Here is a 23,848-nt window from a genome sequence, read left to right on the forward strand (position 1 = left end):
AACTCATTTCAACGCTTTTCGTTCCGCTCGCACTGCTTTTATTTCGCGGTCAACAAGTTCGGCGAGTTCATCTTCTGTCATTCCGCTGTCGGCAAAGTTTTTTCTTGCAGGAGCAAGAACATCGTCGAGAGTCCGGCTGATATTGGCGTGCTTTTTCAGTACACTAACCAGATACTCATTAAGCCCAGTTCCTCGCGCAGAGGCACGTTTTTTGAGTTTCTCTTCCACTTCAGGTTCCAGTTCCAAAACTACAGACATAATGTTTACCTCTAAAAATAATTATACCTTAGGTTTTGATGCAGACATTCATTTCTTTGGTGATGAACAACGCTTCGAAGCTGCCTTGGTCAGCGAGCGTGATTATTTGATCTTTCGAAATCTGCCAATCTCTACGTCATAGTTCGGGACGTATTGACCGAAAGGAAGATCGTATTGAGCTGAGCCTTCGAGAAAAGTCCACGCTTTGATCTTGACTCCTTTATCTACATTCCCGCTTACGTTCGCGATCTTTAGATATTCTTCTAAAACAACTGTGCGGTTCTCACCAATCGACCCGGTGAACTGCCAACGATTCGACTTCTTGATCAACTCCGAATGAAGACCTTGCTTTTCGAGGTTGCGGTCATCCATATGCCGAACATTCACGATCACATATGGCGCGTCCCTAAGGTTGACGGTCTTGACGAGAATTGTAAGGTTGCAAACATGGTAGCAAGGGATTAACGCATAAGAGGTGCTATAGGCGATAACGGTTCCTTTCGCGGTAGTGGTCTTACGTTCCTTTTCCTGCGCCTTAACTGCTAACGAGCTAACGACAAGAACCGCGAATAGTAAGAAAATTGATCTATGCATCATCACGATTGCGTTTTGAACTCACCCGAAACTGACCGTCAGGATTGTTACAGCTTAACGCATACATTCTTCTCTTCCGTAAAGAACTTCAGCGCTTCGAAGCCGCCTTCGCGGCCGATGCCGCTGTCCTTTACGCCGCCGAAGGGCGTGCGGAGATCGCGGAGCATCCAGCAGTTTACCCAGACGATGCCGGACTCGAGTTTAGCTGAGATGCGGTGGGCGCGTGAAAGGTTTTCGGTCCAGAGCGTTGCGGCGAGGCCGTAGCGGACGCTGTTTGCGTGAGCGAGAACTTCCTCTTCGGTATCGAACGGCATGATGGTCACGACCGGGCCAAAGATCTCTTCCTGATTCGTGCGGCAATCGTGCGATAGGCCCCCGATGACGGTCGGCTCGATGAAAAAGCCATTCAGCTTCCGGTCAGTGATTTCCGTGTCCGCATCTGTGTTTTCTGTGGTTGCGGTCGGTACCACAGAGGGCACAGACGAGGACACAGAAGCAATGGAACCGCCGGTCAGGACACGACCGCCTTCGGTCTTGGCGAGGTCGATGTAGGAGAGGATCTTCTCGAAATGCTGTTTTGAGACGATGGCTCCGACGTCGGTTGCGGGGTCGTTCGGGTCGCCGACCTTGAGAGCGGAAACGCGTTCGACGAAGTCACGCTTGAAGCGCTCATAGAGCGGGCTTTCGACGAATATCCGCGATCCGCATAGACAGATCTCGCCTTGATTTGAGAATGAGGAACGGACGGTCGTCGCCAGCATTTCGTCGTAGTTGCAATCGGCAAAGATGATGTTCGGGTTCTTGCCGCCGAGCTCGAGCGAGAGCTTTTTGAACATCGGTGCGGCGACGCGGGCGATCTCTTCGCCGGTCGCGGTGCCACCGGTGAAGGAGATCGCCTTGATCTCTTTGTGAGCGACGATGGCCGAGCCGACCTTTGGCCCGGTGCCGTGGACGATGTTCAGAACGCCCGGCGGCAGGCCCGCTTCGATACAAAGCTTTGAGAGCAGGTATGCTGTCAGCGGCGTAACCTCGCTCGGCTTGGCGACGACGGTGCAGCCCGCGGCGATCGCTGGTGCGATCTTCCACGTAAAAAGATAGAGCGGGAGGTTCCATGGCGAAATGCATCCCGCAACGCCTATTGGCTGCCGCAGTGTGTAATTTATTGCATGAACGCCGCCGGCCCCGAAGGTCTCGTGCGATTCGTTGGCAAGGTGCATCGCGGCGGTCGCGTAAAAGCGGAAGTTTGCCGCGGCCCGCGGAATATCAACGCTGCGGGCGAGCGAGACGGGTTTGCCGTTGTCCTTGGATTCGGCGAGGGCGAGCGGTTCAAGGTCGCGTTCGATAAGAGAAAAAAGCCGCATCAGAATGGCGAAACGCTCCTCGGGCGGAGTCGCCGCCCACACTGGAAAAGCCAACTTTGCGGCGTCCGTCGCGAGATTCACATCCCGTCCGTCCGAATCCGGGATCAGCGAATAGGCCTCGCCCGTTGCAGGCTCGACGTTGTCAAAGTATTCGCCCGAGGCCGGTGTGACCATCTCGCCGCCGATGTAGTTCAAGATTTCCAACATTCTTCTGTTTATGACCGAGTTGCGTTCGCACTACCTATTTTCGAGAATTCTTTTGGCTTCATTCTGAAGTGCGTCTCGCTCTTTTGACTTCAGTTCGGCGTCTTGACCAGCCTCTGCAAACGAGTCTTTGAGCAACTGAGCATCAGAAACTGTTTCGTCGAGCACCATCTTCATCGGTTTCCTAAAAGACTTGACGATTTCGACGTCTTTCCCGAGCGATTCGGCCATTAGATCAGCAAATCTTTTCTCTTTTTGATTGGCGGCGGCAATTGCCGAAGCCTGTTTGAGTTTTGCGACCGCAGCTAATAAAAGATCTTCCTTCTCTTGCAGCAACCGAAGTTGATTCTCCGCATGTGGTCGCAGCATTTTCCGGGTCGAAGGAAACTTCTCACGGTTCTCCATTGTAAAAACCGTAACAAATTCATCTCGCCAACTTCTTGATATAATAGCTTCCTGCTCCAGAAGCTGATTTGCCTGACCCACCAGGGCATTGACATCTTTATCGTAGGTTTTTGAGCCGCAAGAAGTGAGCAACGACATCAAGCCGACCACGAAGATCACAATTTCGATTCGAACGAATGATTGCATACCTTATTCTACGACAGTATTGCTATCTTTAACGTTCGTTCCTTCCCAAGGAGTTCGATGACATTACGGGATTGCGGTGTCTCGACTGAACGACCATCTCGCCGCCGATGTAGTTTTCGATCTTGTGCATCTTGTTTTTGTATAGCTATTAGCTCTAAGCTTTTAGCCAGGCATTTCGTTCTCGTTTGCTTGCGTTTCGGTCGCCCTGGAAACGGATTTTGTTGTATAGTATCAAAAACTTTAGCCGAAATCTGACCTTTTCCCACGCGATTTCTCGCATTATCACCGGAAGACGAAACCCGCTTCCGCGATTTTCGCTTATATGACAAAGCCGTGCCCAAAATGTAATCAGCCAAACCCGGCCGAAGCAGCCTTTTGCCTCAACTGCGCCACGCCGCTTGGTGCCCCGCCTCCGCAGCAAGAGCCGCCGCCTTTCATCGGTCAACAACCGGGAGCCCAGAATTGGCAGCCGGCGGGCAATGCGCAACAGAATACGAGCGGAGAATATGGTCAGAAGGCGGTCGCTGCTTTGATCCTCGCGATTCTCGCGCTTTTTTGCTGCGGTCCGATCTCCGGTGTTCCGGCGGCGATAGTTGGCTGGCTCGAGCTTGATTCGATCAAGAACGGCCGTTCGCCGGCCGGCGGGCGTTGGATGGCCCTCGTAGGGCTTTGGGGCGGCATCATCTCGAGCATCATTCACGTAGGCATCTATTTCCTTTGGATCTTGATGAGCATGATGTCGGCGGGTTCGGACCCGTATTACTACTAATGAGCAGCGAAGGAAACGGAAATCCAATTTGCCCAAACGGCCACCGGCAGACGGTGGCGGCAACTCGATTCTGCATTTTTTGCGGGGTTGCGATAGACCGGCCGGTGCAGCCGCCGCAGCACTCGGTTCCTCAACCGCCCGTTCAACAGCAGCCCGTTGCGCCGCCGCAGTTTCACCAACAGCCGCAGACGCCTCCGATCTATCAGCAGGTGCCGGCACCACCGCCGAGATGCCAAACCTGCGGAGGGTTTGGGGTGGGGCTCGCGGATGCAAGGGTGATGTGTCCCGAGTGCCGCTGGCTACGGCCGCTGGTTCCGGGGTATCGGGTCGATTCGTCTGCGTTTGCATGGGCTGCGGACGCAAGAGCAATGGCCGCTCTGCGGGCGATCACACCGCTCAATGCGGCCGCCAAGGGTGTTTCGGAAAAGGTCGGCCGGCGTTGGATCGAGGTGACGTTCAATGGGGTTCGGCTCGGTGAAAAGCAGATGCCGCAGGTGTTTGGGCAGGCGGTGCGGGCGGCAAGAATTCTTGGAATGACGCATATGCCGGACGTCTATCTATCAGGTGAACGCCCGTGGGACATGCTCACTTTCGGCAGCGATACCGATTCCTTTATCGTCATTGGTTCCGCGATGGCGGGCAATTTTCAGGGTATCGATATGCTCTACCTGCTTGCCCGCGAGATCGGGCACTGCAAGGCCGGGCATGCGCTTTGGAAGACCGTTATCCGCTTTTTTCTTGGCGAGCAAGGCCCGGCGAGAGGTGTTATGGCCGGAGGCATTTTCAATGCGATCCTCAGCCCGAGCGCTTTGATCGGCGGAGCGATCGAGATGCCGCTGCTCGCCTGGGCGCGTCAGGCCGAGATCACCGCCGACCGAGCCGGCCTGCTTGCGGTCGGCAGCGAAGAGATCGCTCGGCGGGTGCTGATGGCCTGGTCGCTAAAGTCCTCGCTGATGTACCGGCAGTTGAATATGGATGCGTGGATCGAGCAGCAATCCGTCGATGACGGAGACATGCTGCGGCTATCCGAACTAACGACCACATCAACGCCCTATCTCGGCCCGCGGCTTAAGCTGCTGACGCAGTATGCCAAAAGCCCGGAGCTGCAAAGCTACCTGAAAATAATCGGCGAGACGATAAAGAAGGCATCGCCGCCGAAGCCGAAAAAAGACGGAAAACCGCAACCGAAGGAACTGAAGTTGAAATGTTCGACCTGCTCGGCGCCGATGCGGGTGCCGATGTCCGTGCTTGAGGGGAAGCAGCAGCTTTCAGTCAAGTGCCCGGATGATAAATGCGGGAAGCTTACCGTGATCCGCAAAAACCCCAAGCCGGCCGCTTCGAGGGCCAAAGAAATGAATAGGATGGAGAATCAAAATTATGCCGAATGAACCCGTAGTAATAACTGAAACTGCCCCGGACGGGTCTGTAGAAGAATTCGAACTTTCGGCCTCAAAGGCCGAGGACTCATCGGGCTCGGTCCTTGAAGATGTCGTGAATGCCGTGTTCGATGATGGCGAACAAACTGCCGACGCGGTCACCATTACGGCCGCCGATACAGACGGCGACGGGCTTTTCGACACGGCCGTTGCCGATACCGACAATGACGGGACTATCGACACGGCGGTTATAGACTCCGATGGTGACGGCCAGTTTGACACCGGCGTGTCAGACGTTGATGGCGACGGAAAGATCGATATGGTCGCGGTTGATAGCGATGGCGACGGGCTTCTTGATACTGCGATCGCGGACACCGATGGCGACGGCGAGGCCGACACTCTCATGACGGACAGCGACGGCGACGGCGAATTTGATACGACCGAGGACATTGAAGAACTTGCGGCGGATGAAGGCCTTCCGAGCGAAGAGGAACTTTCGATGAACTCGGTCGAATTCAATCTCGGAAGCGAAGGATTCGAGGATACGGCTGCCGTGATCCCCGAGGATGAGGGAGCGCTTGAGGCGGGTGTTGACGACGGGTATTTCTCCGCGAGCTCTGAGCCGACTGCCGCGGAGCCTTACGTGGCTGAAGCCGAGCCTGCAGCGGAACCCGCCATTGACGCCGAGGCCGCGGAACGTGAGGCACAGGCTGAGACCGCACGCGAAGCACAGGCCGCGGCTGATGAATTTGTTGATAAGGGCGATTACGCAGCGGCGGCAGATGCCCGCGAGCAGGCCGAAGATGCGGCTTGGGCTGCGGGGGATTCGAGCATGCTCGGGGCTTCTGATTCGGCGGATATGGAACAGGCAGCGTATCAGCAAGAGGTCGCTGAAGAATATCGGGCACAGCAGGCCGAGGCCATAGAGGAAGGCGATTACGCCGGGGCAAAGGAAGCCGCCGAGAATGCGGCCTACGCGACGAGCGACGCAGATTATCATGCGAGCGGCGATGACCACTCCGGCCAGTCAGATCAGGCTGCTTACAACCTCGGCAACGCGGTTAGCGAGGAAAAGAACGCCGAATACTTTGCCGACAACGCTGAGTGGTATGCCGAACAGGGAAACATGGACGCGGCGGAGAGCAGCGCGGCAAACGCCGAAACGTATCAGGCCTCGGCCGATAGCTACGCAGACCAGGCCGACCCGGCATCGACCGGTTACGACGTCGAACCATCGTCCGCGGTCGAGACCGGCGGCACGTACGATGCCGGCGGCTATGATATGGCGGCGGTCGATACGGGCTTTGACGCCGGAGCAGTGGACACTACCTCGAGCTACGATACCGGGCTTGACGATACGACGGTCTAGGGATTTGTCAGAGCACAAATGGGCCGTTCGGGAAACCGGGCGGCCTTTTATTTTTCTGTGCGACCGTATTTGCGAAGGATCTCTTTCAGCTTATCGATCGGCAGTGCCTCGACGGTGCGGCCATTGCCGGTTACGGTCGCTGCCTTCAAAAGGGAATTGATGATCGACTCTTCGGTCGCTTCGATGACGGCCTGAAAGAGCGGCGACATCGCGTCATTACCGAGAACCTTCAGATCGCGGACGGCTTGCGAGGCGTCGATGCGGTTCGCGGTCGAGAACGCGATGGCGTAATCGCCGCTGCCGTTGGTCATCGAGGCTCCCGTTCGGCCAAGGCCGACCATCGATCGTGACGCTATGCGTTTTAGCTGGCGATGGTCGAGCGGGGCGTCGGTGGCGATGATGATGATGATCGAACCATCGGCGGTGCTTGGATCCGATGCAGAGGCCCGCACGTCAGTAAGGGCATCGTTGGTTAGCGGATCACGCCCTTGCTGACGCGCAGGCTTCTGCATTGAAACGGCATTCTTAAGGTAATACTGCCCGAGTTCTTTGCCGACGGGGACGCCGTCGATCGTTAGCACGCCGCCGAAATTTGATTGAACTAAAACGCCGAGCGTGTAACCGCCTAAGTTTGCGGGAAGTTTGCGCGAAGCCGTTCCGATCCCGCCTTTCCAGCCGAAGGCGACCGTTCCGGTTCCGGCGCCGACGGAGCCTTCTTCGACCGCTCCGCCTTTCGCATTCTTGATCGCATTAAAGACATCGTCGCGTGTAATGTGGCGACCGCGGCCGTCATTTAGGCCGCCGTCGTTCGTTTCAGCGACCAGCGGATTTATCGAACGGACGCTCTCATTGCCCGGCAAGGCGAGAATATAGTCCAACAGCAAATCGGCGGTCTTCGGGACGGAAAGCGTCGAAGTGAGAAGGATCGGCGTCTCGATCTCGCCTAGTTCATTGACCTGCGTCGAGCCGGCGAGTTTGCCGAAGCCATTGCCGACGAAAACGGCACCGGGAACCTTCTCGCGAAAGAGATTTCCGCCGTGGGGCAAAATGGCCGTCACGCCGGTGCGGATGTTCTCGCCTTTTACTATCGTCGTCTGCCCGACCGTCACTCCGGCGACATCGGTGATGGAGTTATTCGCCCCGGCGGGCAAAATTCCGATCTTAATGCCAAGATCGCGAGCCCGCGGCCTTGTTTCGGAAGCGGTTTGAGCCAAACCGGTCGAGATCAAGCTTAAAAAAAGGCCAAAGACAAGATAATTGCGGTAAACATTGGGCTTCATATTGTTAGGGCCTTGCTGTCAGAACCGCCTGCGTTAGCGGGCGGCCAGTTCGTCAAATATCAGACTATATTAATCAAAGTCAGGGAGCTCCCCGCCCTGACCATTCACAACATATTCTATTGCAGCCTCGACGTGTTCATCGGTCCACAAAAATCGCCGACTGCCTTTGTCGACCCATGGGCTGTGCTCGAAAGTCCAGAGCTCCGCTTCCCGCAATCGACGTGTCGCGTATCGCTTAAAATCGCCAAGCATTTTCGCTGAAGGAGCAACGGCTCCGGGAACAACATGGACATGGTTCGTGCGAACGTTCAGAGCGTTAAGTGGCCATTTGCGGAATTCAGAGACCTCGCGAATCGCCATTTCTACTATAGACCTCGCCCTAGCACTTAGCAGAAAAGGCTCCGATTTCAGACGGCTATGCTGAATGCTTTCACGCCGTGAACTAGCAACCGACCGGGGCCCTTCGAACCTGTTGTGATACTTGTCGATCGAACCGCGTTCGTCACCAGGGAGCCATGTGCCGTAAGTGCGGAAGGTGATCAGATACGCGATGGGCTCGTCTGTGTCATTCCATTTTGCCATAAGCAAACAAACTGGCCGCCCGCTTACGCAGGCGGTTCCGACTAGACCTTTGCGTATGTCAGGCCGGTTTGGCCTTGATATTTTCCGCCGCGGTCGCTGTATGAGACGGCGCAGTCTTCGTCGGATTCGAAAAAGAGGATCTGGCCAATGCCTTCGTTTACGTAAACGCGGAGCGGCAGGTTGGCGAGGTTGGCGATCTCGACGACCAGCCGGCCGGTCCAGCCGGCCTCGAGCGGCGTTGTGTTCACGAGCAGGCCGGCACGCGCGTAGGTCGATTTGCCAAGCGCGACGCCGGTCACGTTTCGCGGCATCTTGAAGGTCTCCACCGTGACGCCTAGCCCGTAGTGATGCGGCGGGAGCAGATAATACTTCGCCCCGTCCTCGGCCGTTTGCAGCTCGGGCTCGACGAGCGAATATTGATCGTTGAACCGCTTCGGGTCGATCTCTTTGGCGTGCACCGACGAGAAGATCTTAAAGCCGTCGTCGGCGAGTCGCATGTCGTAACCGTAGCTCGATGTGCCGGCCGAGATGATCCGGCTGCCGCCCGACTCGCGAACAAGCTCGGGCAGAAACGGCGAGATCATATCGTGCTCAGCGGCCATCTTCCGGAGCCAGATGTCAGATTTAATAGACATAGAAAAAGTGATAACGACGATTACGTTATCACTATTTCTTTCGTTAATTAAGTTGTGGTGCAGCTAAAGAGACGGGTCAAATTCATTGACCTTCAAAACGCCGTCGCCGACGGTGAATTTCAGCGGGATCGTTCCCGAGCCAGAGGTCGCGGCGACGGAACGTTCGGTAAATTGTGCGTTACGGTTGCGGGGCTTAAAGCCTTCGTAACCGTTCTCGATGCGGCCGGTGCGGAGTATCGACCCGTCGAATTGTGTGTTAAGCCCGACCGGCAGCTTGAGGTCAATGGTGCCGCTCGCGATCGAAACATCTGCAAAACGGCCGCGCCAGCTTCGCGAGGGAACAGTAATATCGAGCGTTCCGGTTCCGATGGTCGCCTGAATGCCGCCGCCAACGAGGTCGATCTTGCCTTCGGTCTCAACAAAATTCACGCGCAGCATTCCGTCGATGCCGGAGATGTGTAAGGCACCCTTTCCGCCGTTGATCACGATGTCAGAATACTTCGGCACGCGGACTACGTAGTTGATGCGAACCGGCATTTCGTAGAGAGCTTTGGGGAACTTCTTGTCCACTTTTCGGATCGCTTTTTTGTCGTGCGGCCCGACGGATGTAATGCCCGTCCGGCCTAGAGTTTCTTGCAAAACGAAGCCAGTCACCTTTCCGATGCGGTCGAGGTCGGCCTCGGTCGGTGCCTGTATTTCGATCTCGGATTCGATCTCGACCTCGCGATTTGCCCAGCCCTCGACACGGATCGAACCCATCGGAGCACCGGTGATCTCGATCGTCCCGCCGACGCCGAAAGCGAAGCGGTCGTTCTTGTAAACGGTCCGTTTTAAGAGCTGAGCATCGGCTGCGGAGGCAAGGAAGGCGAGAAGAAGTGCGGCTATCGCTATGTGTTTGATAATCATTTTGGTTCACGGTGGGCTAGAGGAGCGGCCTTTGGTATCTTACGCCTTTCGGTGAGCGAAAAGCAATGTTTTTCGTTTGGCTATCGGCTGATAAACGCGATGTTGCCGCGTTGGTTGGTGACCGAGATCGTCGCGCTTCCATCGCCAACGCGGCCGATCACACGGCGGCCATCGCCGGCATAGTTCATATTTGTATTCGCCAGAGAGCCGAGCGAAATGTTGCGTGTCGAGGGAGCGGTCGCGACCAACCTGAACGACGAAGTGAATGGAATGCGCAGATTGATATTGCCGCGAATTGATTGGAATCGGTAACTCCCGCCCGATGCGATCGCACCATCGTAAAAGATGTCGCCGATACCGTTCTGTGCGGAAACTGCTCTCGCACCTATATTCGTGAGCGTAATGTCGCCTTCGCTGGTGATGTGGGCCCTGAGCAGGCCACCACGGATGTTCGAGACGATCAAATTGCCGACAAGCGTTTCGATATCGACGCTAGATGTGAACGGAACGCGGACCGTGAAATTCACACTTCCGACCTCACCGCGGCCCTGATTATCTTTGACGAGGTTGATGTAGATGGTCCCATTCGCGACCCGCGGTTCGATCGCCGCGACCGGAGCCTCGAGGAATGCCGTAACGTTGACCTCCTGGCGGTTCCAGCCTTCTACGGTCACCGTGCCCGAGCGGTTCAAAAGCTCGATGCGAACGTCGTTGTTTGCCGGAAAGCTGCGCGAGAAACGGCGCTGCCCTTGGGGAAACGCTGCGGCGGTCAATAAAAGAAAGACCACGCCGGTGACGATCACCTTTGCAGTCCCGGTCTGCCCGCCAAGGCTAAAGATGTTTTTAAAGCTACGGGTCACGTACTGAGGCTAAAGCTCGGAAAATTGCCTTAGCAAATTCATTTTATCGTTTAGCGCGGCGTCCAGCATCTCAACAGAGAGCGAATCGTCCGGGTTATTTTCGATCGTCCGCGTGTATTCCGTTACGGCCTGGTCGATCTCACGAAGATTTCGGTCAAAGGCCTGCTGCATTCTCTGGTCCCATTGGGCCCGACGGACACGCACACGCTTATCCCAATACTCGATCGCGGCCTGCTGTTCGCGGATCCGGCGTTCGCGTGCCTCTCGCGGCGAATCAGAAAGCCCAACGCGGCTGAGAAACTTTTCAAATGTCGTTTCGGTCTCAGCCGAACGCGTCACCATGTCCTCGGCCGGCGGCTCAAGATAATTGCGAACAGCGACCACGGTCAAAAGCGAGCTTACAAGAGCGACCATTGCGACGGCGGCAACTGCCTGCCCGAACGAAAAATTCCAGCGGCTGGGCGGAGGAGGAGCCGGTGCTGAACGTTTCTCGGCGGCAGTTTCACTTTCGATCACGTTGCTGATGCGGCACCAAAGAGCTTCGGCGTTCGGCGGCATTTCCTCATCGACCTCGATGCCGCGGCACGAATCGAGCATGAACGAAAATTCCTCGAACGACTTTGCACAAGGGTCACACTCTGCGAGGTGAAGCCCCGCCTCGACAGCTCGGGGCTGTTCAAGGTCGCCCTCGAGATATCGGCTCATTTGGTTTTGGAAATCAATGCACTTCATTGCCAGTGTGAAAGGTCATCGTCGCTTCAACACTTATAGATTGTCCGCGGCCTTGATTGGTTGCCCCGCGTAAGTCCGCGACCGAGGAATTCGGGCACAAAAATAAGCGTTCAAGTGGGCCGTTGTTAAAAGAAGGGGCCGATCGAACGCTTATGCCGTGGAGTTCTCTTTCTGAAGAAGGCCGCGGAGCTTTAGCCGAGCCTTGTGGAGCTGAGATTTCGAGGTGCCGACCGATATCCCGAGCCGGCGGGCGACCTCTTCATGCTCGAATCCTTGCACGTCATGAAGGAGAAAAACACTCTTGTAGCCTTTGGGTAGTTCGGCCACGGCGTTCTTGAGAGCAATGCGGTCAATGACCTGCATCCTTCCCGGATTTTGTGAACCTATGACGGGCTGCTCCGGGACGTCGCCGTCCTCGCTCGTCTTTTCGCTTTTGACACTTCGCTTACGGAAGTGCATCAAGCATTGATTGACCGTCATCCGATGCAGCCACGTCGAAAATGCCGAATCGCCGCGGAAACTTCCGATCTTGCGGAAAAGCTGAATAAAGACCTCTTGCGTGAGATCTTCGGCTTCTGTCTGGCTCGCCGTCATCCGCAGGCAAAGCGAATAAACCCGGCGGTTATGCCGGTTATAGATCAGCTCAAACGCAGAAATGTCACCGTCGGCGGCAAAGCGGGCGAGGTCATGGTCGGAAGTGTCCGCGTCGAAGAACTCAACCCGTCCCGGGGCTCTGCCCAACCGAGCGGACTCATCTAAACCTAAAACTAGATCGCCTTCCAGGGCCGCAGCGGCAGAATTTGATTCCATAGAAGCTCCTGCTAAGAGGTCGCGTGCTAACAGATCGGTACTGGAATTTGGAAAATCTTCGCGGCTTATGATGGCACTCCTCCCCTTCAGGGTTGCTTTGACTGCCGAGAAGTTTACCCCGAAACCAGAAAAAGGTAAAGCATTTTGCCGCTTCGGGGTAAGGTTTCAACGAGCCGCTCGCCGCGGCAAGCAGGTTGCCAGGCTTATCTTCGGCATTTGTACACCATCAGAAAACTGTATTTGGAGTTAGACGCTGTTCTTAAGCGGGATAAATGTGGAGCCTCCTGTCAGAGTCAAACTGACGACCTACGCATTACAAGTGCGTTGCTCTATCACTGAGCTAAGGAGGCTTTAGAATCTTGATTATATCAAGGAACCCATACGGAGAAGCAAGCTGAATTCATACAGAAGTGATCATAAACCAACTCCCAACTGAGCTTCGCCGGCCCGTACAAATGATTTCCGGGCGAACCGAGATATTAGCAAAAGGGGGAATGTGTGGGCAAGGGGAGTCGGGGAGCGAATGGTGAATGGTGAATAGTGAATAGTGAATGGTGGATGTTAGATGGTGAAAATTTGGGCGTGAAAGTGTTTAACTATGAAAAAAGATGTTGACTCGAATGTGGGCGGCGAACTACAATGGTTTATGTCCTTCGGTTTGGCGGGCGGGTTGCCTGTTGCCGGATCGATTGCTTCCGCGTCGGGCTTCCCACAGTTTGTTTCCGAGCCAATCTTTATCTCTTCAAAAAAGGAGTCTATCGTGATCACAAAAAAGTTTGCCCTTTCGAGTTTTGCCCTTTCGTTCATGTTCATTTTGTCGGCTGCAACGGCGTTCGCTCAGAATGACGGCCGTACATGGACCTATGCGGAACGCAATAATGTTTACTGTGCCGGTTATGTGCAGAAAGCTCCGATCGATACCGAGCGGCGGCTGATCGGTGCGGTTGGCGAGGCCGATCAGTACATCTATTCGGAAAATAACGAAGTTTATGTCAACGTCGGTGCGAACCGCGGAGTTAAAGTTGGCGATATGATGGCCGTCGTTCGGCCGAAGGGCCAGGTCCGAACGAAATGGAGCGACAAGGGCGACCTTGGTTTTCTAGTTCAAGAGGTCGGAGCGGTCGAGGTCATCCGCGTCAAGAGCGATCATTCGATCGCCCGCATCAAGACGTCCTGCGACAACTTCTTGCTCGGCGACCTGGTTCAGCCTTGGCAGGAACGGACGAGCCCGTCGTTCACCTCGCGTCCCGAGTTTGACCGGTTTGCCGATCCGAGCGGAAAGGCGATGGGCCGGCTCTTTATGGCCCGTGACGGGCAAGAAATGGTTACCCGCGACCAGATCGTTTATGTCGATCTCGGGGCCGAAGATAACGTCCGCGTCGGCGATATGCTGACGGTGTTTCGCCCGCTTGGGAAAGGAAATATCGAGCCCGGTCCGCCGTCGGCCGTCATCGCCCGCGACTATGGCTACCAGAGCGAGGTTTACCGCGGCGGAAAGTTCTCGAACCAGTCATCGCGAAAGAAAGGCAATGAGGCAACGGGCCGACAGGTAACCAACAAGGGTGCGAAAGAAGGCCGTCCGGCGATCCGAAAGGTGGTCGGCGAGGCTGTTGTTCTAAACGTTAAAGAAAGAACTGCGACCGTCGTTATCACGCGAACCGCGGCGGAGATCCACACCGGCGATTGGGTCGAGGTTCAGTAGCCTCGGCAGCGATCGCGATAAATTTCGGCCGGTGCCTTAGCGGGCATCGGCCTTTTCCGCGCCGTCGGCTTCGCCTTTTCGCTTGAAGAAATAGGACAGGTAGTCGTAGAGCGACCAAACGGCCATCGCAACCGAGACCCAAAGAGCTCCGCGGCCAACGAGGTAGCCGAAGACCTTCCAGTCATTGGCGGTGAGCGAGAGCTGGGCAAGATTGGCGAAGGCGGTACGCACCTCGGCGACCTCCCAAAAGGTGATGAAGGGATAATCGAGCCCAAAGTTCGAGACGGGCGGTTTGCCGGTCGCGGCGGCGACGAGAAGGGCGACGACGGCAATGCTCTGTGCCCACATCTTTATCTTTCCGGATGTTTGGGCCTGGATGATGATGCCCTCGGCGGCGGCGACGGAGCGAAGGCCGGTGACGATGAATTCGCGGCCGAGAATGACGACGACAGCCCACGAAGGTGCGAGCTGCTTCTCGACCAAAACGATCAGAGCGGCCGAGATGAGCAGCTTATCGGCGATCGGGTCGAGGAATTTGCCGAGCGTTGAGACCTGATTCCGGCTGCGGGCGAGGTGCCCATCGAGGATATCGGTCAGGACCGCGATCAGGAAAATAACGATCGCGAGTGCGTAGCCGCTAATGCCGAGCCACGCGCTCCGCCATCGGCGTCAAAAGGGCCACGACCAGCAGCGGCACAAAAAGAATTCGCCCGAGCGTAAGATAATTCGGCAGATTCACGGCTAAGGAGAGTGTAAGCCGACCCCGGACAAAGTTCAAGAAGGTGCCATGCTCCTTACGCAAATGGTGTTCCCTAGCATACTCATTGGGTGCAAATCATGGGGGCGTCTGGGGTTAAATCGGGAAGAATGTCAATTAAATGCAAGTTGGCACGGCCATTGCAATCGACGAGGCGGAGGATCTATTCCAAATGACTTTGATCAACATTAAAAAACTTATCGGTAGCTTGGCTCTCGGCTTTGCGTTGACCCTCGGGTTTTCGTTCCTGACCGCGACCGAGACGGCCGCACAATATCGCGATGACCGCGACAACCGGCGCAATGACCGCCGCGACGACCGTCGGGACGATCGCCGTGACAACGGGCGTTACGACAACGACCGCAATGACGATGACCGTTACAATGGCCGCGACCGCAACGGTAACCAGAGCATCCGCTTTGCATATCAGCGTGGCTTTCGCGAAGGAATGCAGGCCGGCCGCAAGGCAGCAAATGGCCGCGATCGCAACCGCAACCAGAACCGCAATCGGGGTTGGGGAAACACGCGGCAGCTTCGCCGGGCATATCAGGACGGCTACAACGCCGGCTACCGCCAGGCCCGATACGGTGATCGTAATGACCGGAATGGCCGTTACGACCGGAATGATCGGAATGACCGAAACAACACAGGTTGGAGATGGCCGTTCTAAGCCATTCGCAGAAATAAAGAAAGGCCGGTACGTTGATCGAGATCAAGTGCCGGCCTTTTGTTTTGTGAAGAGGGCCGCCTGAAGGCGGGCGGGACTCCAAACGGGGACTCAACACTAATCGTCGTCCTCGTGGGCACGTACGCGGCCGGCGGCGACGGCTTCGTCGATGACCTTTTGGGCGAAGTTGTGCGGCAGCGGATCGTAGTGCGAAAACTGCATGTGGTACGAGCCGCGGGCCTGCGTCACCGAGTTGAGTTTCGATTGGTAATCGAGCATCTCGGCGAGCGGTACTTTTGCTTTGATCACCTGCTGTTTGCCACGCATATCCATGCCCGCGACGCGACCGCGGCGGCTGTTGAGGTCGCCCATGATGTCGCCCGAGAACTCGAGCGGCGTGAAGACCTCGACGTCCATTATCGGTTCGAGCAGCGTCGGTTTGGCCTTTTCCATCGCCGCACGAAACGCCTTGCGGCCGGCGGCTCGGAAGGAATGCTCGTCGGAATCGACGGTGTGATAGCTGCCGTCGATGAGCGTCACCTTGAAATCGACCAGCGGATAGCCCGCAACGGCGCCGCTAGCGGCCGCTTCGATAATGCCTTTCTCGATCGCCGGGCGGAAGTTCTGGGGAACGGCACCGCCAAAGATCTTATCGACCCATTCAAAGCCGCCGCCGCGTTCGAGCGGTTCGAAGATGACCTTGCAATCGCCGAACTGGCCGCGTCCGCCGGACTGCTTCTTATGGCGGCCTTGAACCTCGGCCGAGGCGGTGATCGTTTCCTTGTAAGGCACCTTTGGGGGATGAAGAGCGACCTCGACGTGGTAGCGGTCGGCGAGCTTTTTGACGACCGTTTCGATGTGAAGCTGGCCCGAGCCGGAGAGGATGAACTCCTTCGTCTGGGCGTCGCGGTCGAAGTGGAGCGACGGGTCTTCCTCGAGGATCTTGTGCAAAGCGACGGAGATCTTGTCTTCGTCGGCACGCGATTTGGGCTCGATGGCGAAGGCGATGGCGGCCTCGGGGTATTCGACCGGCGGATAAACGATCGGGTGAGCTTTATCGCAGAGCGTGTCGCCGGTCTGCGTGTCTTTTAGCTTTACCACCGCGATGATATCGCCGGTCTGTGCCGAGTTGACCTTCTCGAGCGTTTTGCCGGCAATGACGTGGAGAGCGCCGAGCCTTTCGGGCGTATCGCGGGAAGCGTTAAAGACGGTGGCGTCCGAGTCGACCTTGCCGGAGACGACCTTCATCACATTGATGCGGCCGGCGAATGGGTCGGCGATGGTGCGGAAAACGTATGCCGAAAAGGGTTCGTCGTTGGAATATTTGCGCTTGACGCGGTCGCCGGTCATCTCGTTATCCGCAAAGCCGTATTCGGCCTCGTGCGTTGCCGGGTTCGGGGCAAATTCGACGATGTGATCGAGCAGGACCGAGAGTCCGGCAAGCGTCGTTGATGAAACGGCATAGACCGGGCAGAGCTTGCTCTTCGCGATGGCCTTGGCGAGATTTGGGTAAATGTCCTCTTCAGGCAAGGTGCCGTCCTCGAAGTATTTTTCCATCAACGCGTCGTCGGACTCGGCTACGAGTTCGATCAGGCGTTCGCGGGTGCGGTCAAAGACATCCTTGCCGCTTTCGGGCATCGGGATCTCTTTGGCTTTGCCGTCCGCGTCAAATTCGTAGGCCTTCTGATGGACAACATCGACAACGCCCTTAAAATTTTCTTCAGTGCCGATGGGTAGCGTAAAAGGCACGATCGAACGGGCAAAGCTCGAGGTCGCGGTTTCGAGTGCATGGCCGAAATCGGCGTTCTCCTTATCGAGTTTGTTGATGACCATGAACCGCGGGAGCATGAATTCGTTGGCATAGTTCCAGGTCTTTTCGGTCTGGACCTCGATGCCGTTCACGCCATCGACCACGACAAGAGCGCAGTCCACGACGCGAAGAGCCGGGCGGGCATGCGAGACAAAGGCCGCATAGCCGGGTGTATCGATAAAATTAAGTTTCGATTCGGCGTATTCGATGTGGGCAAAGTTGTTGTTGAGCGAGACCTTGCGGGCGATGGAGTCGTCTTCGAAGTCAGTGACGGTGGTTCCTTCGTCAACTTTTCCCCAGCGTGGCGTTGCACCGGCCACATACATCAGCGACGCGGTCAGCTGGGTTTTCCCCGCGTCGCCGTGTCCAATGACAGCCAGATTTCGTAGGTTTTCAGTTGTAAATGCTTTCATCTCGGCAAGATCTCCTTTAGGTGTAGATTTCGGATGCCAAAATCCGCGGTCCGGGCCGAAGTGAAAGAAGGGCTCGCGAGTCCGGAAAACCGGCCCTGAGACGCATGGGTTGTTGGTAAATATTAAATCTATATTACGTTGCAGGAATCAGCAAGAGCGGAAAGTGAAGGTGGGCTAAGGCTTTAAACACAAGGCAAAATGGTATATCGTCACGGAAGCATTTATCAGGTGTACACATTTGTTTCTGCCGCGACCTCTGGTCATGCCCAACTAAATATTGAAGTGATGGATCTATCAGTTTTTGACACAATTGAAAGCCAATCGTCCGAAGAGGACAAGAAGTCGTTCCTGGCCTGTCAAGCGGCTGTTCGGGAGCTTACAGGCGATTACAACTACCTTGAGATCGGCTCGTATCTCGGCGGGAGTATTCAGCCGCATTTGCTTGATACGAAATGCCGCACGATCATTTCTATCGATAAACGGCCGAAAACACAGCCCGACGAACGCGGCTTCGATTGGACTTATTTGGAAAACTCGACGGATAGAATGATCGAGAATTTGAAGCGGGTGGCCCCGGAGTACGTTGAGAAGATAAAAACCATCGATGGCAGCACCGACGAGATCGATCCGTCAACGATCGAGGAGAAGATCGACCTGTGTCTGATCGATGGTGAACATACGGATGCGGCAATGCGAAGAGATTTCGAGTTTTGTTTGTCAGTGTTAAACAGGCGGGGGGGGGTAATTCTGTTTCACGACGCACAGATCACGTACAACGGAATCTATGAGGCGCTTGAAGACCTTCAGTCAATGGGAGTTCACTTCCACGCTTACAATCTGCCTCACGTCGTGTTTGCTGTCGAGATAGGGGATGCGTCGATTCACAAGAATCCTTTGATATTGGAACGGCTTGTGAACAATCACGTCGGCTATTTGTATTCATTACGTGATAATGATCGATACAGGAGATTCGCAAATCGTCCGCCGTTCCGATTCGCTCGGACAATCATTAGCAAGCTTCGAGGCTCAAATACCAGCAAGTGAAGAGCTAACGCTTGTATTTGAGCATCTTCCGGGATGGCCGATGGCAAAATCAGGGTGCGGCGAACGTCTTTAGTGGCGGAGCGCATCGTAGTTATTCATTGGTTTTCGGCGTTCCCTTAATAAATTGAAGCTATCATGAATATGAAAAAGATCTCGATATTTAAGCGGCGTTGGTTGGTGATGGCCATTTCGCTTGGCGTTTGTGCGTCGATCGTCGCGGCACAGGAATTGGTGCCGGTCAAGGACCTGACGGGCGGAACCAGCCTTTTTGTTTTCAGAGGCGGGTCGAAGTCGGTCTCGAAGCGGTTCGTTTCGCAATCGACCGCACGCCGAAGCCGATCGCAGCGTGCCCAGACCGCGAGGCGGGTAAGCAGCCAGTACACGCGGCTTGCGTCGAACGCACCGAGAAGGCAGCGGACGACCGCGATCGCCGAGGACAAACTACCGCCGATCCAGACAAAGACGCCGCAGGAGGTCTCGATCTTGTTTGCGGGCGTCGGTGAATACTACATAAACGAGAAGAACTATGAGCGGTCGATAGATTTCTTCCGCGAAGCAAGGACGCTTGACGCGACGAACACGATCGCTCGGGACGGTTTGAGTGAAGCATTGGCTCTTCGCGGGAACGAGATGTTGACGCGCTATGCATTGGCCGTCGCGAAAAAGGATTTTGAAGAAGCGATCAGCCTAAACCCGAAGAACGGGCCGGCATATTACGGCCTGGCAGAGGTTCTCTCCGCAGAGAGCGACGACGATCTGGCGACTGAAAATTATGAGAAGGCCCTTTCGGCCGATAGCGAGCTTACGGAGATCTACGTTCCGCTCGGTATTCTTTATTATCAGCGGGATAACATCGCCAAGGCGGATGAACTACTGACGAAGGCCGTCGCCATTGAGCCGAACGACGCCCAGGCGCAGTACTTCCTCGGGCTTGTCCGGTTGAAGCAGGAGAACGGCGAAGCGGCCCTTGCGGCATTTAATAAAGCAACCGCAAACGACGCGACCCTCGCAGAGGCGTTCTATTACACGGGCGAGACCTTGACCCGGCTCGGACGGACGCGCGAATCGATCCCCGAATTTCAGAAGGCGATCGCCCTCCGGCAAAACTACTTCGAGGCCCATTACGGGCTTGGCACGGCGCATTTTGAGTTGGATGAGTTTAAGGAAGCCGTCGATGAGTTTGAGAAAGCGAAGCTGCTCAAAAACGACAACCCCGAGGTGGTCGCGAACCTGGGCGACGCCTACCGGCTGATGAATGATTTCAACCGAGCGGAGACGAACTACAACCTGGCCGCATTGTTCTTTGAGGGCCAGCCCGATTTTGCGACGAATCAGGAGAAACGTGAGCTGACGGCAGACATTCTCGGGCGGGCAGCGTTCTCGGTTGCACGGCAGTGCGAGATAAACACCGCGAGGGGCGTTCCATGCAAATGGAGCGCGGCGGTCCGGTACCTTGAAAAGGCAAAGACGCTGACCACGAATAACGTTGACACGTCAAATCTCGGCTGGGCCTATTTCAACGCCGCGAGGACCGATCTTGCCGAAAAGCGGGAGGCCGAAGGCCGGGCAAAAATGCAAAAGGCCGTAGATACCCTTAAGGCAGCATCAGCAGCCAATTCGCCGTTCCAGCAAGGTGCGTTGCTGAACCTCGGCAAGGTCTATACCGAAACCGGCGACCGCAAGGGTGCGATCGATGCACTAAAGAAAGTGGTCGATAAAGAGCCGAAATGGGCGTTTGCTCAAAATGAACTAGGAATTGCCTACGTCAACGACAATAATTTTAAGGAGGCGATCAAGCACTTTAAGTTGGCGATCAGGCAGGACGATAAGCTCGCCGAAGCGCACTTGAACCTTGGGCTTGCTGAATTCAAGAACGGCAATACGAACGAGGCGAAAAAGGCCCACAGCAAGCTTAGATCGCTCGGGCGTGATGACCTTGCGACACGGCTTACGAACATGACGGGCGGCGTTGTAAAAAGCTGACGCTCGCCCAAAATGGGAAATCGAACGGGAGAGGGGTAAAATGACCTTCTCCCGTTTTTTATGGCCATCGAAGAGAAGATCGAAGAGGGCGTCCCGCTTGCCGGTTTTACGACGCTGGGCGTTGGCGGGCCGGCCCGGAATTTTCTATCTGCCCGGAGCGAAGACGATTTGCCGGCGGCGTTTCGTTTCGCTGAGGAAAGAGGACTTGAGGTTTTCGTTCTCGGGGGCGGGAGCAATCTGGTCGTCAGCGACGCAGGGTTCGACGGGCTGGTGATAAAGATCGACCTTCATGGGGTTGTGTTTGGGCAGCCGGATGAGGTTGGTTTTGTGCTCGCAGAAGTCGCGGCGGGAGAGGATTGGGACGCGTTTGTGGCGGAATGCGTGAGCCGGGAACTTGCCGGGATTGAGTGCATGAGCGGCATTCCCGGCTCCATTGGCGGAACACCGGTGCAGAATGTAGGAGCGTACGGGCAGGAAGTCGCGGAGACGATCGTCAGCGTGCGGTGCTTTGACCGGAAATTGGCCGAGTTCGTTTTGCTGGGCAACGAAGATTGCGGCTTTAGTTATCGTAGGAGCATCTTTAACACGAGCGAATCGGGGCGGTACGTGGTCGTGAGCGTCACCTTTAGGCTTAAGGCCGGCGGCGGGCCGAAGGTGGTTTACCGCGACCTGAAAGAGCATTTCGGCGAACGCTCGCCGAGCCTGGCGGAGGTTCGGGTGGCTGTTCTCGACATTCGGCGGCGGAAGTCGATGGTGATCGATCCGGCGGACCCGAATTCGCGGAGTGCGGGTTCGTTCTTCAAGAATCCGATCGTCTCCGTAGCGGTTCATCGTGCGATCGCGCAAGCGGAGGGAATGGATGTGCCGAGCTTTTCGGCGGGCGAGGGGCTGGTGAAGGTCCCAGCGGCTTGGCTGATTGAGCGGGCAGGCTTTGCGAAGGGCTATCGGCTCGGCGAGGCCGGAATCTCGGCAAATCACTCATTGGCGATCGTGAATCTAGGACGAGCCAAAGCGGCCGATATTTTCGCGTTAATGGATGAACTGCGTAGCGGAGTGCGGTCTAGGTTCGGAATAGAACTTGTGCCCGAGCCGGTTTTTCTTGGGACAGAAAGAGTTTTGCCGCAAAGTGTCTCGGAAAGCGTCGTCTAAATAAATGGACTCGAAATATTTAATTGAAAGAAGCCGTTTGAGGTTAGGTTATGACACGTCAAAAGAGTTTTCGAAAGAGCATTTTAGTGGGTTTGATAGCCTTTTCGCTCTTGTTGCCGGGAAGTTTGCCGGTGCGGGCGAATGACCTCGTGCCCTCGGCGGACCTGACCGGCGGTGCGAGCGTTTTCGTTTTCCGGGGATCGAGCAAGCGGCCGCAAGAACGAGCGGCGTTTTCCGGCGGTGCTCGTTCGGCTGCGGGTATGGCCGGCAACCGGGCTCGTCTAAACTCACAGGCCGCGGCTCGGCGTAAAACTCGGGCCGAGCGTGCAAAAGCAAGATCGGCGGAACTTGCCCGGGCAAGGGCTCGCGAACGGAATCGGCTTAGACGCCAATCGAATGTCCTAACGGCCCGCGGCGAAAAGCAGCTTGAGGAAGGCAGCATCGATCCGGCGATATCAAGCTTCCGCGAGGCATTGAAGCTGAATGCAAAAAACAAGGAAGCGAATACGGGCCTCAGCGAAGGCTTGACGGCAAAGGCGACCGAGCAGATGGCAGCGGGCGATGATCTGGCGGCTCTGCCTCTGCTGGAAGAGGCCGCTTTGCTCGACCCGCAAAATCAGGTCGCGTATCTCAAACTCGGCGAGCTCCACGACACACGGAACAATAACAACGAAGCGATCGCCAACTATGCGAAGGCTCTTGAGATCGACCCCGAACTGACAGCGGTTTATCTCCCGCTCGGGTTGCTTTATGCCGAGACCGGCGATGATACCCGGGCAGACGAGATGATCGCGAAGGCCGAAACTGCCGGAACGGCGACGACCGAGGCGAAGTTCGCTCGTGCGGCGATCCTCAAGCGAAAGGGAAATGAAGACGAGGCGATGGCCCTTTACCGTTCGGTCACGGTCGCGGAGCCGAACAATGGAACGGCATTCTATGCGATCGCTCGCCTGCACGATGAAGCCGGACGCGGCGATCAGGCAGTGGCCGCCTATCAGGACGCCCTGAAGGCAGAGCCGACGCTTTCGGCAGCTTGGTTTGACCTCGGTGTTCTGCAGTACAACCGCGGCGAATATAACGACGCGGCGAACTCTTACTTAAAGGTGCTTGACCTCGACCCGGCCAACGCGAGTGCACATGCCCATCTTGCGAGTGCCTATCGCCAACTTGAGCGATTTGCCGATGCGAACGTGCAGTATCGTGCGGCGTACGAAAAAGGCATCACGAAGGACTCAGAGCTTCTTAGCGAATGGGGTTTCTGTCTCGGCAAGACGAACGAATGGGACAAAGCGGCTGTCAGGCTGAAGTCAGCCGAAGAGCTTAACCCGACGGCGGTCGATCACAATAATGTCGGCTGGGCCTATTACAACGCGGCCCGGTATGACAAGCAGAACAACAAAGAGGACGATGCGAGGCAAAAGCTCGAGCTTGCCCGGCAGTCGCTGCAGCGGGCGGTCGAGATGGACGCGAATCTTCACCCGGCATTTATGAATCTTGGGGCGACGAACAATGAGCTCGGAGATTTTCAGGCTGCGGCCGACGCTCTGAACCGTGCCTTGAGCTTGCAGGGTGATTGGGTGATCGCGATGAACCAGCTTGGGCGTGCCTATCGCGGTGCGGGCGACCTGCAAAACGCGATCGCTCAGTTCTCGCGGGTCTCCACGCTCGACGCCAACAACGTCTTCGGGCTTTATAACCTCGGCGAGGTCTATCACCTTAGCGGCAACAAGCGGGAAGCGAGACGCGTCCGCGACCGGCTGAAGCGGATCGATCCAGTGTTTTCGCAGAAACTCGAAGACGTTCTAAGCGGCAAGGTCGTGCTTGACGAGGCAAATCGAAATATCAGAAAGCGCATACCTCGAATTCCGGGGATCCCGTATTAGCCTGTGTGAGACGGCGAACCGCTATCGGCCCTAGGGGAAACCGGGGCCGATTTTTTTTGTTTTGCTCTCACGAGGCTCTCAGGTTAGGGTGGCCGAAAAAATTCTGTATAATC

23 protein-coding genes and 1 tRNA gene are annotated in these 23,848 nt (G+C 56.0%); 9 read left to right on the forward strand and 15 right to left on the reverse strand.

What is annotated here, in order from left to right:
- Positions 1 to 3: 3 nt before the first annotated feature.
- The 4 genes from IPM21_13360 to IPM21_13375 all read right to left on the reverse strand — a co-directional run bounded on the left by IPM21_13360 (position 4) and on the right by IPM21_13375 (position 3,008).
- Complete coding sequence (locus tag IPM21_13360) at positions 4 to 258, reverse strand: hypothetical protein (protein ID MBK9164866.1); 255 nt, start codon at positions 256 to 258, stop codon at positions 4 to 6.
- Between the two features lie 102 nt (positions 259 to 360).
- Entirely contained in the window at positions 361 to 852 is a 492-nt protein-coding gene (locus IPM21_13365) for a hypothetical protein (GenBank protein MBK9164867.1), read from the reverse strand.
- A gap of 47 nt (positions 853 to 899) precedes the next feature.
- Positions 900 to 2,420 carry an aldehyde dehydrogenase gene (locus tag IPM21_13370; protein ID MBK9164868.1) on the reverse strand — a complete coding sequence of 507 codons (1,521 nt, stop codon included), beginning with the start codon at positions 2,418 to 2,420 and terminating at the stop codon, positions 900 to 902.
- A 30-nt stretch (positions 2,421 to 2,450) separates the two neighbouring features.
- Entirely contained in the window at positions 2,451 to 3,008 is a 558-nt protein-coding gene (locus IPM21_13375) for a hypothetical protein (GenBank protein MBK9164869.1), read from the reverse strand.
- 322 nt (positions 3,009 to 3,330) lie between these two features.
- Here IPM21_13375 and IPM21_13380 point away from each other — a divergent pair, with 322 nt between their 5' ends.
- Genes IPM21_13380 through IPM21_13390 form a run of 3 tightly spaced genes read left to right on the forward strand, consistent with a single transcriptional unit; the run spans position 3,331 to position 6,522 of the window.
- Positions 3,331 to 3,777: a zinc ribbon domain-containing protein gene (locus IPM21_13380; protein MBK9164870.1), complete on the forward strand. Its 447-nt coding sequence runs from the start codon at positions 3,331 to 3,333 to the stop codon at positions 3,775 to 3,777.
- Positions 3,777 to 5,165: a M48 family metallopeptidase gene (locus IPM21_13385; GenBank protein MBK9164871.1), complete on the forward strand. Its 1,389-nt coding sequence runs from the start codon at positions 3,777 to 3,779 to the stop codon at positions 5,163 to 5,165. Before IPM21_13380 ends, IPM21_13385 begins: the two co-directional genes overlap by 1 nt.
- Positions 5,155 to 6,522, forward strand: coding sequence for a hypothetical protein (locus IPM21_13390; GenBank protein MBK9164872.1), 1,368 nt, complete (start codon positions 5,155 to 5,157; stop codon positions 6,520 to 6,522). Before IPM21_13385 ends, IPM21_13390 begins: the two co-directional genes overlap by 11 nt.
- A 47-nt stretch (positions 6,523 to 6,569) precedes the next feature.
- Here the strand turns inward: IPM21_13390 and IPM21_13395 are convergent, their stop codons facing one another.
- The 8 genes from IPM21_13395 to IPM21_13430 all read right to left on the reverse strand — a co-directional run bounded on the left by IPM21_13395 (position 6,570) and on the right by IPM21_13430 (position 12,677).
- Positions 6,570 to 7,802: a P1 family peptidase gene (locus IPM21_13395; GenBank protein ID MBK9164873.1), complete on the reverse strand. Its 1,233-nt coding sequence runs from the start codon at positions 7,800 to 7,802 to the stop codon at positions 6,570 to 6,572.
- A gap of 69 nt (positions 7,803 to 7,871) precedes the next feature.
- On the reverse strand, positions 7,872 to 8,384 hold the full coding sequence (locus tag IPM21_13400; protein MBK9164874.1) for a hypothetical protein: 513 nt from the start codon (positions 8,382 to 8,384) through the stop codon (positions 7,872 to 7,874).
- 41 nt (positions 8,385 to 8,425) lie between these two features.
- Positions 8,426 to 9,019 (reverse strand): dCTP deaminase, encoded by a 594-nt coding sequence (locus IPM21_13405; GenBank protein MBK9164875.1) that lies wholly within the window; start codon positions 9,017 to 9,019, stop codon positions 8,426 to 8,428.
- Positions 9,020 to 9,082: 63 nt separating this feature from the next.
- Positions 9,083 to 9,925, reverse strand: coding sequence for a hypothetical protein (locus IPM21_13410; protein MBK9164876.1), 843 nt, complete (start codon positions 9,923 to 9,925; stop codon positions 9,083 to 9,085).
- Between the two features lie 80 nt (positions 9,926 to 10,005).
- On the reverse strand, positions 10,006 to 10,785 hold the full coding sequence (locus tag IPM21_13415) for a hypothetical protein (protein MBK9164877.1): 780 nt from the start codon (positions 10,783 to 10,785) through the stop codon (positions 10,006 to 10,008).
- Positions 10,786 to 10,794: 9 nt separating this feature from the next.
- Positions 10,795 to 11,490 carry a hypothetical protein gene (locus IPM21_13420; protein MBK9164878.1) on the reverse strand — a complete coding sequence of 232 codons (696 nt, stop codon included), beginning with the start codon at positions 11,488 to 11,490 and terminating at the stop codon, positions 10,795 to 10,797.
- Positions 11,491 to 11,667: 177 nt separating this feature from the next.
- Positions 11,668 to 12,327, reverse strand: coding sequence for an RNA polymerase sigma factor (locus tag IPM21_13425; GenBank protein ID MBK9164879.1), 660 nt, complete (start codon positions 12,325 to 12,327; stop codon positions 11,668 to 11,670).
- A gap of 275 nt (positions 12,328 to 12,602) precedes the next feature.
- Positions 12,603 to 12,677: transfer RNA gene (locus tag IPM21_13430), tRNA-Thr, on the reverse strand.
- A 410-nt stretch (positions 12,678 to 13,087) separates the two neighbouring features.
- Here IPM21_13430 and IPM21_13435 point away from each other — a divergent pair.
- A complete protein-coding gene (locus tag IPM21_13435) occupies positions 13,088 to 14,029 on the forward strand; it encodes a hypothetical protein (GenBank protein MBK9164880.1) in 942 nt (313 codons plus the stop codon).
- A gap of 36 nt (positions 14,030 to 14,065) precedes the next feature.
- On the opposite strand, the gene pgsA is transcribed toward IPM21_13435, so the two are convergent.
- The gene (gene pgsA, locus IPM21_13440; protein MBK9164881.1) at positions 14,066 to 14,671 is read right to left on the reverse strand and encodes a CDP-diacylglycerol--glycerol-3-phosphate 3-phosphatidyltransferase; all 606 of its coding nucleotides are present in this window, start codon (positions 14,669 to 14,671) and stop codon (positions 14,066 to 14,068) included.
- Entirely contained in the window at positions 14,667 to 14,831 is a 165-nt protein-coding gene (locus IPM21_13445; protein MBK9164882.1) for a hypothetical protein, read from the reverse strand. Before IPM21_13445 ends, pgsA begins: the two co-directional genes overlap by 5 nt.
- 127 nt (positions 14,832 to 14,958) lie before the next feature.
- Here IPM21_13445 and IPM21_13450 point away from each other — a divergent pair, with 127 nt between their 5' ends.
- The gene (locus IPM21_13450; GenBank protein ID MBK9164883.1) at positions 14,959 to 15,456 is read left to right on the forward strand and encodes a hypothetical protein; all 498 of its coding nucleotides are present in this window, start codon (positions 14,959 to 14,961) and stop codon (positions 15,454 to 15,456) included.
- Between the two features lie 114 nt (positions 15,457 to 15,570).
- On the opposite strand, the gene IPM21_13455 is transcribed toward IPM21_13450, so the two are convergent.
- Positions 15,571 to 17,676, reverse strand: coding sequence for an elongation factor G (locus IPM21_13455; GenBank protein MBK9164884.1), 2,106 nt, complete (start codon positions 17,674 to 17,676; stop codon positions 15,571 to 15,573).
- Between the two features lie 285 nt (positions 17,677 to 17,961).
- On the opposite strand from IPM21_13455, the gene IPM21_13460 reads away from it, so the two are divergent.
- The 4 genes from IPM21_13460 to IPM21_13475 all read left to right on the forward strand — a co-directional run bounded on the left by IPM21_13460 (position 17,962) and on the right by IPM21_13475 (position 23,735).
- Entirely contained in the window at positions 17,962 to 18,720 is a 759-nt protein-coding gene (locus IPM21_13460; protein MBK9164885.1) for a class I SAM-dependent methyltransferase, read from the forward strand.
- 141 nt (positions 18,721 to 18,861) lie between these two features.
- Positions 18,862 to 20,703 (forward strand): tetratricopeptide repeat protein, encoded by a 1,842-nt coding sequence (locus IPM21_13465; protein MBK9164886.1) that lies wholly within the window; start codon positions 18,862 to 18,864, stop codon positions 20,701 to 20,703.
- Between the two features lie 60 nt (positions 20,704 to 20,763).
- The gene (locus tag IPM21_13470) at positions 20,764 to 21,852 is read left to right on the forward strand and encodes a UDP-N-acetylmuramate dehydrogenase (GenBank protein ID MBK9164887.1); all 1,089 of its coding nucleotides are present in this window, start codon (positions 20,764 to 20,766) and stop codon (positions 21,850 to 21,852) included.
- An 86-nt stretch (positions 21,853 to 21,938) separates the two neighbouring features.
- Entirely contained in the window at positions 21,939 to 23,735 is a 1,797-nt protein-coding gene (locus IPM21_13475) for a tetratricopeptide repeat protein (GenBank protein MBK9164888.1), read from the forward strand.
- Positions 23,736 to 23,848: the final 113 nt, after the last annotated feature.

The sequence above is a fragment of the Acidobacteriota bacterium genome (assembly GCA_016716435.1).
In the GTDB taxonomy this organism is placed as follows: domain Bacteria; phylum Acidobacteriota; class Blastocatellia; order Pyrinomonadales; family Pyrinomonadaceae; genus OLB17.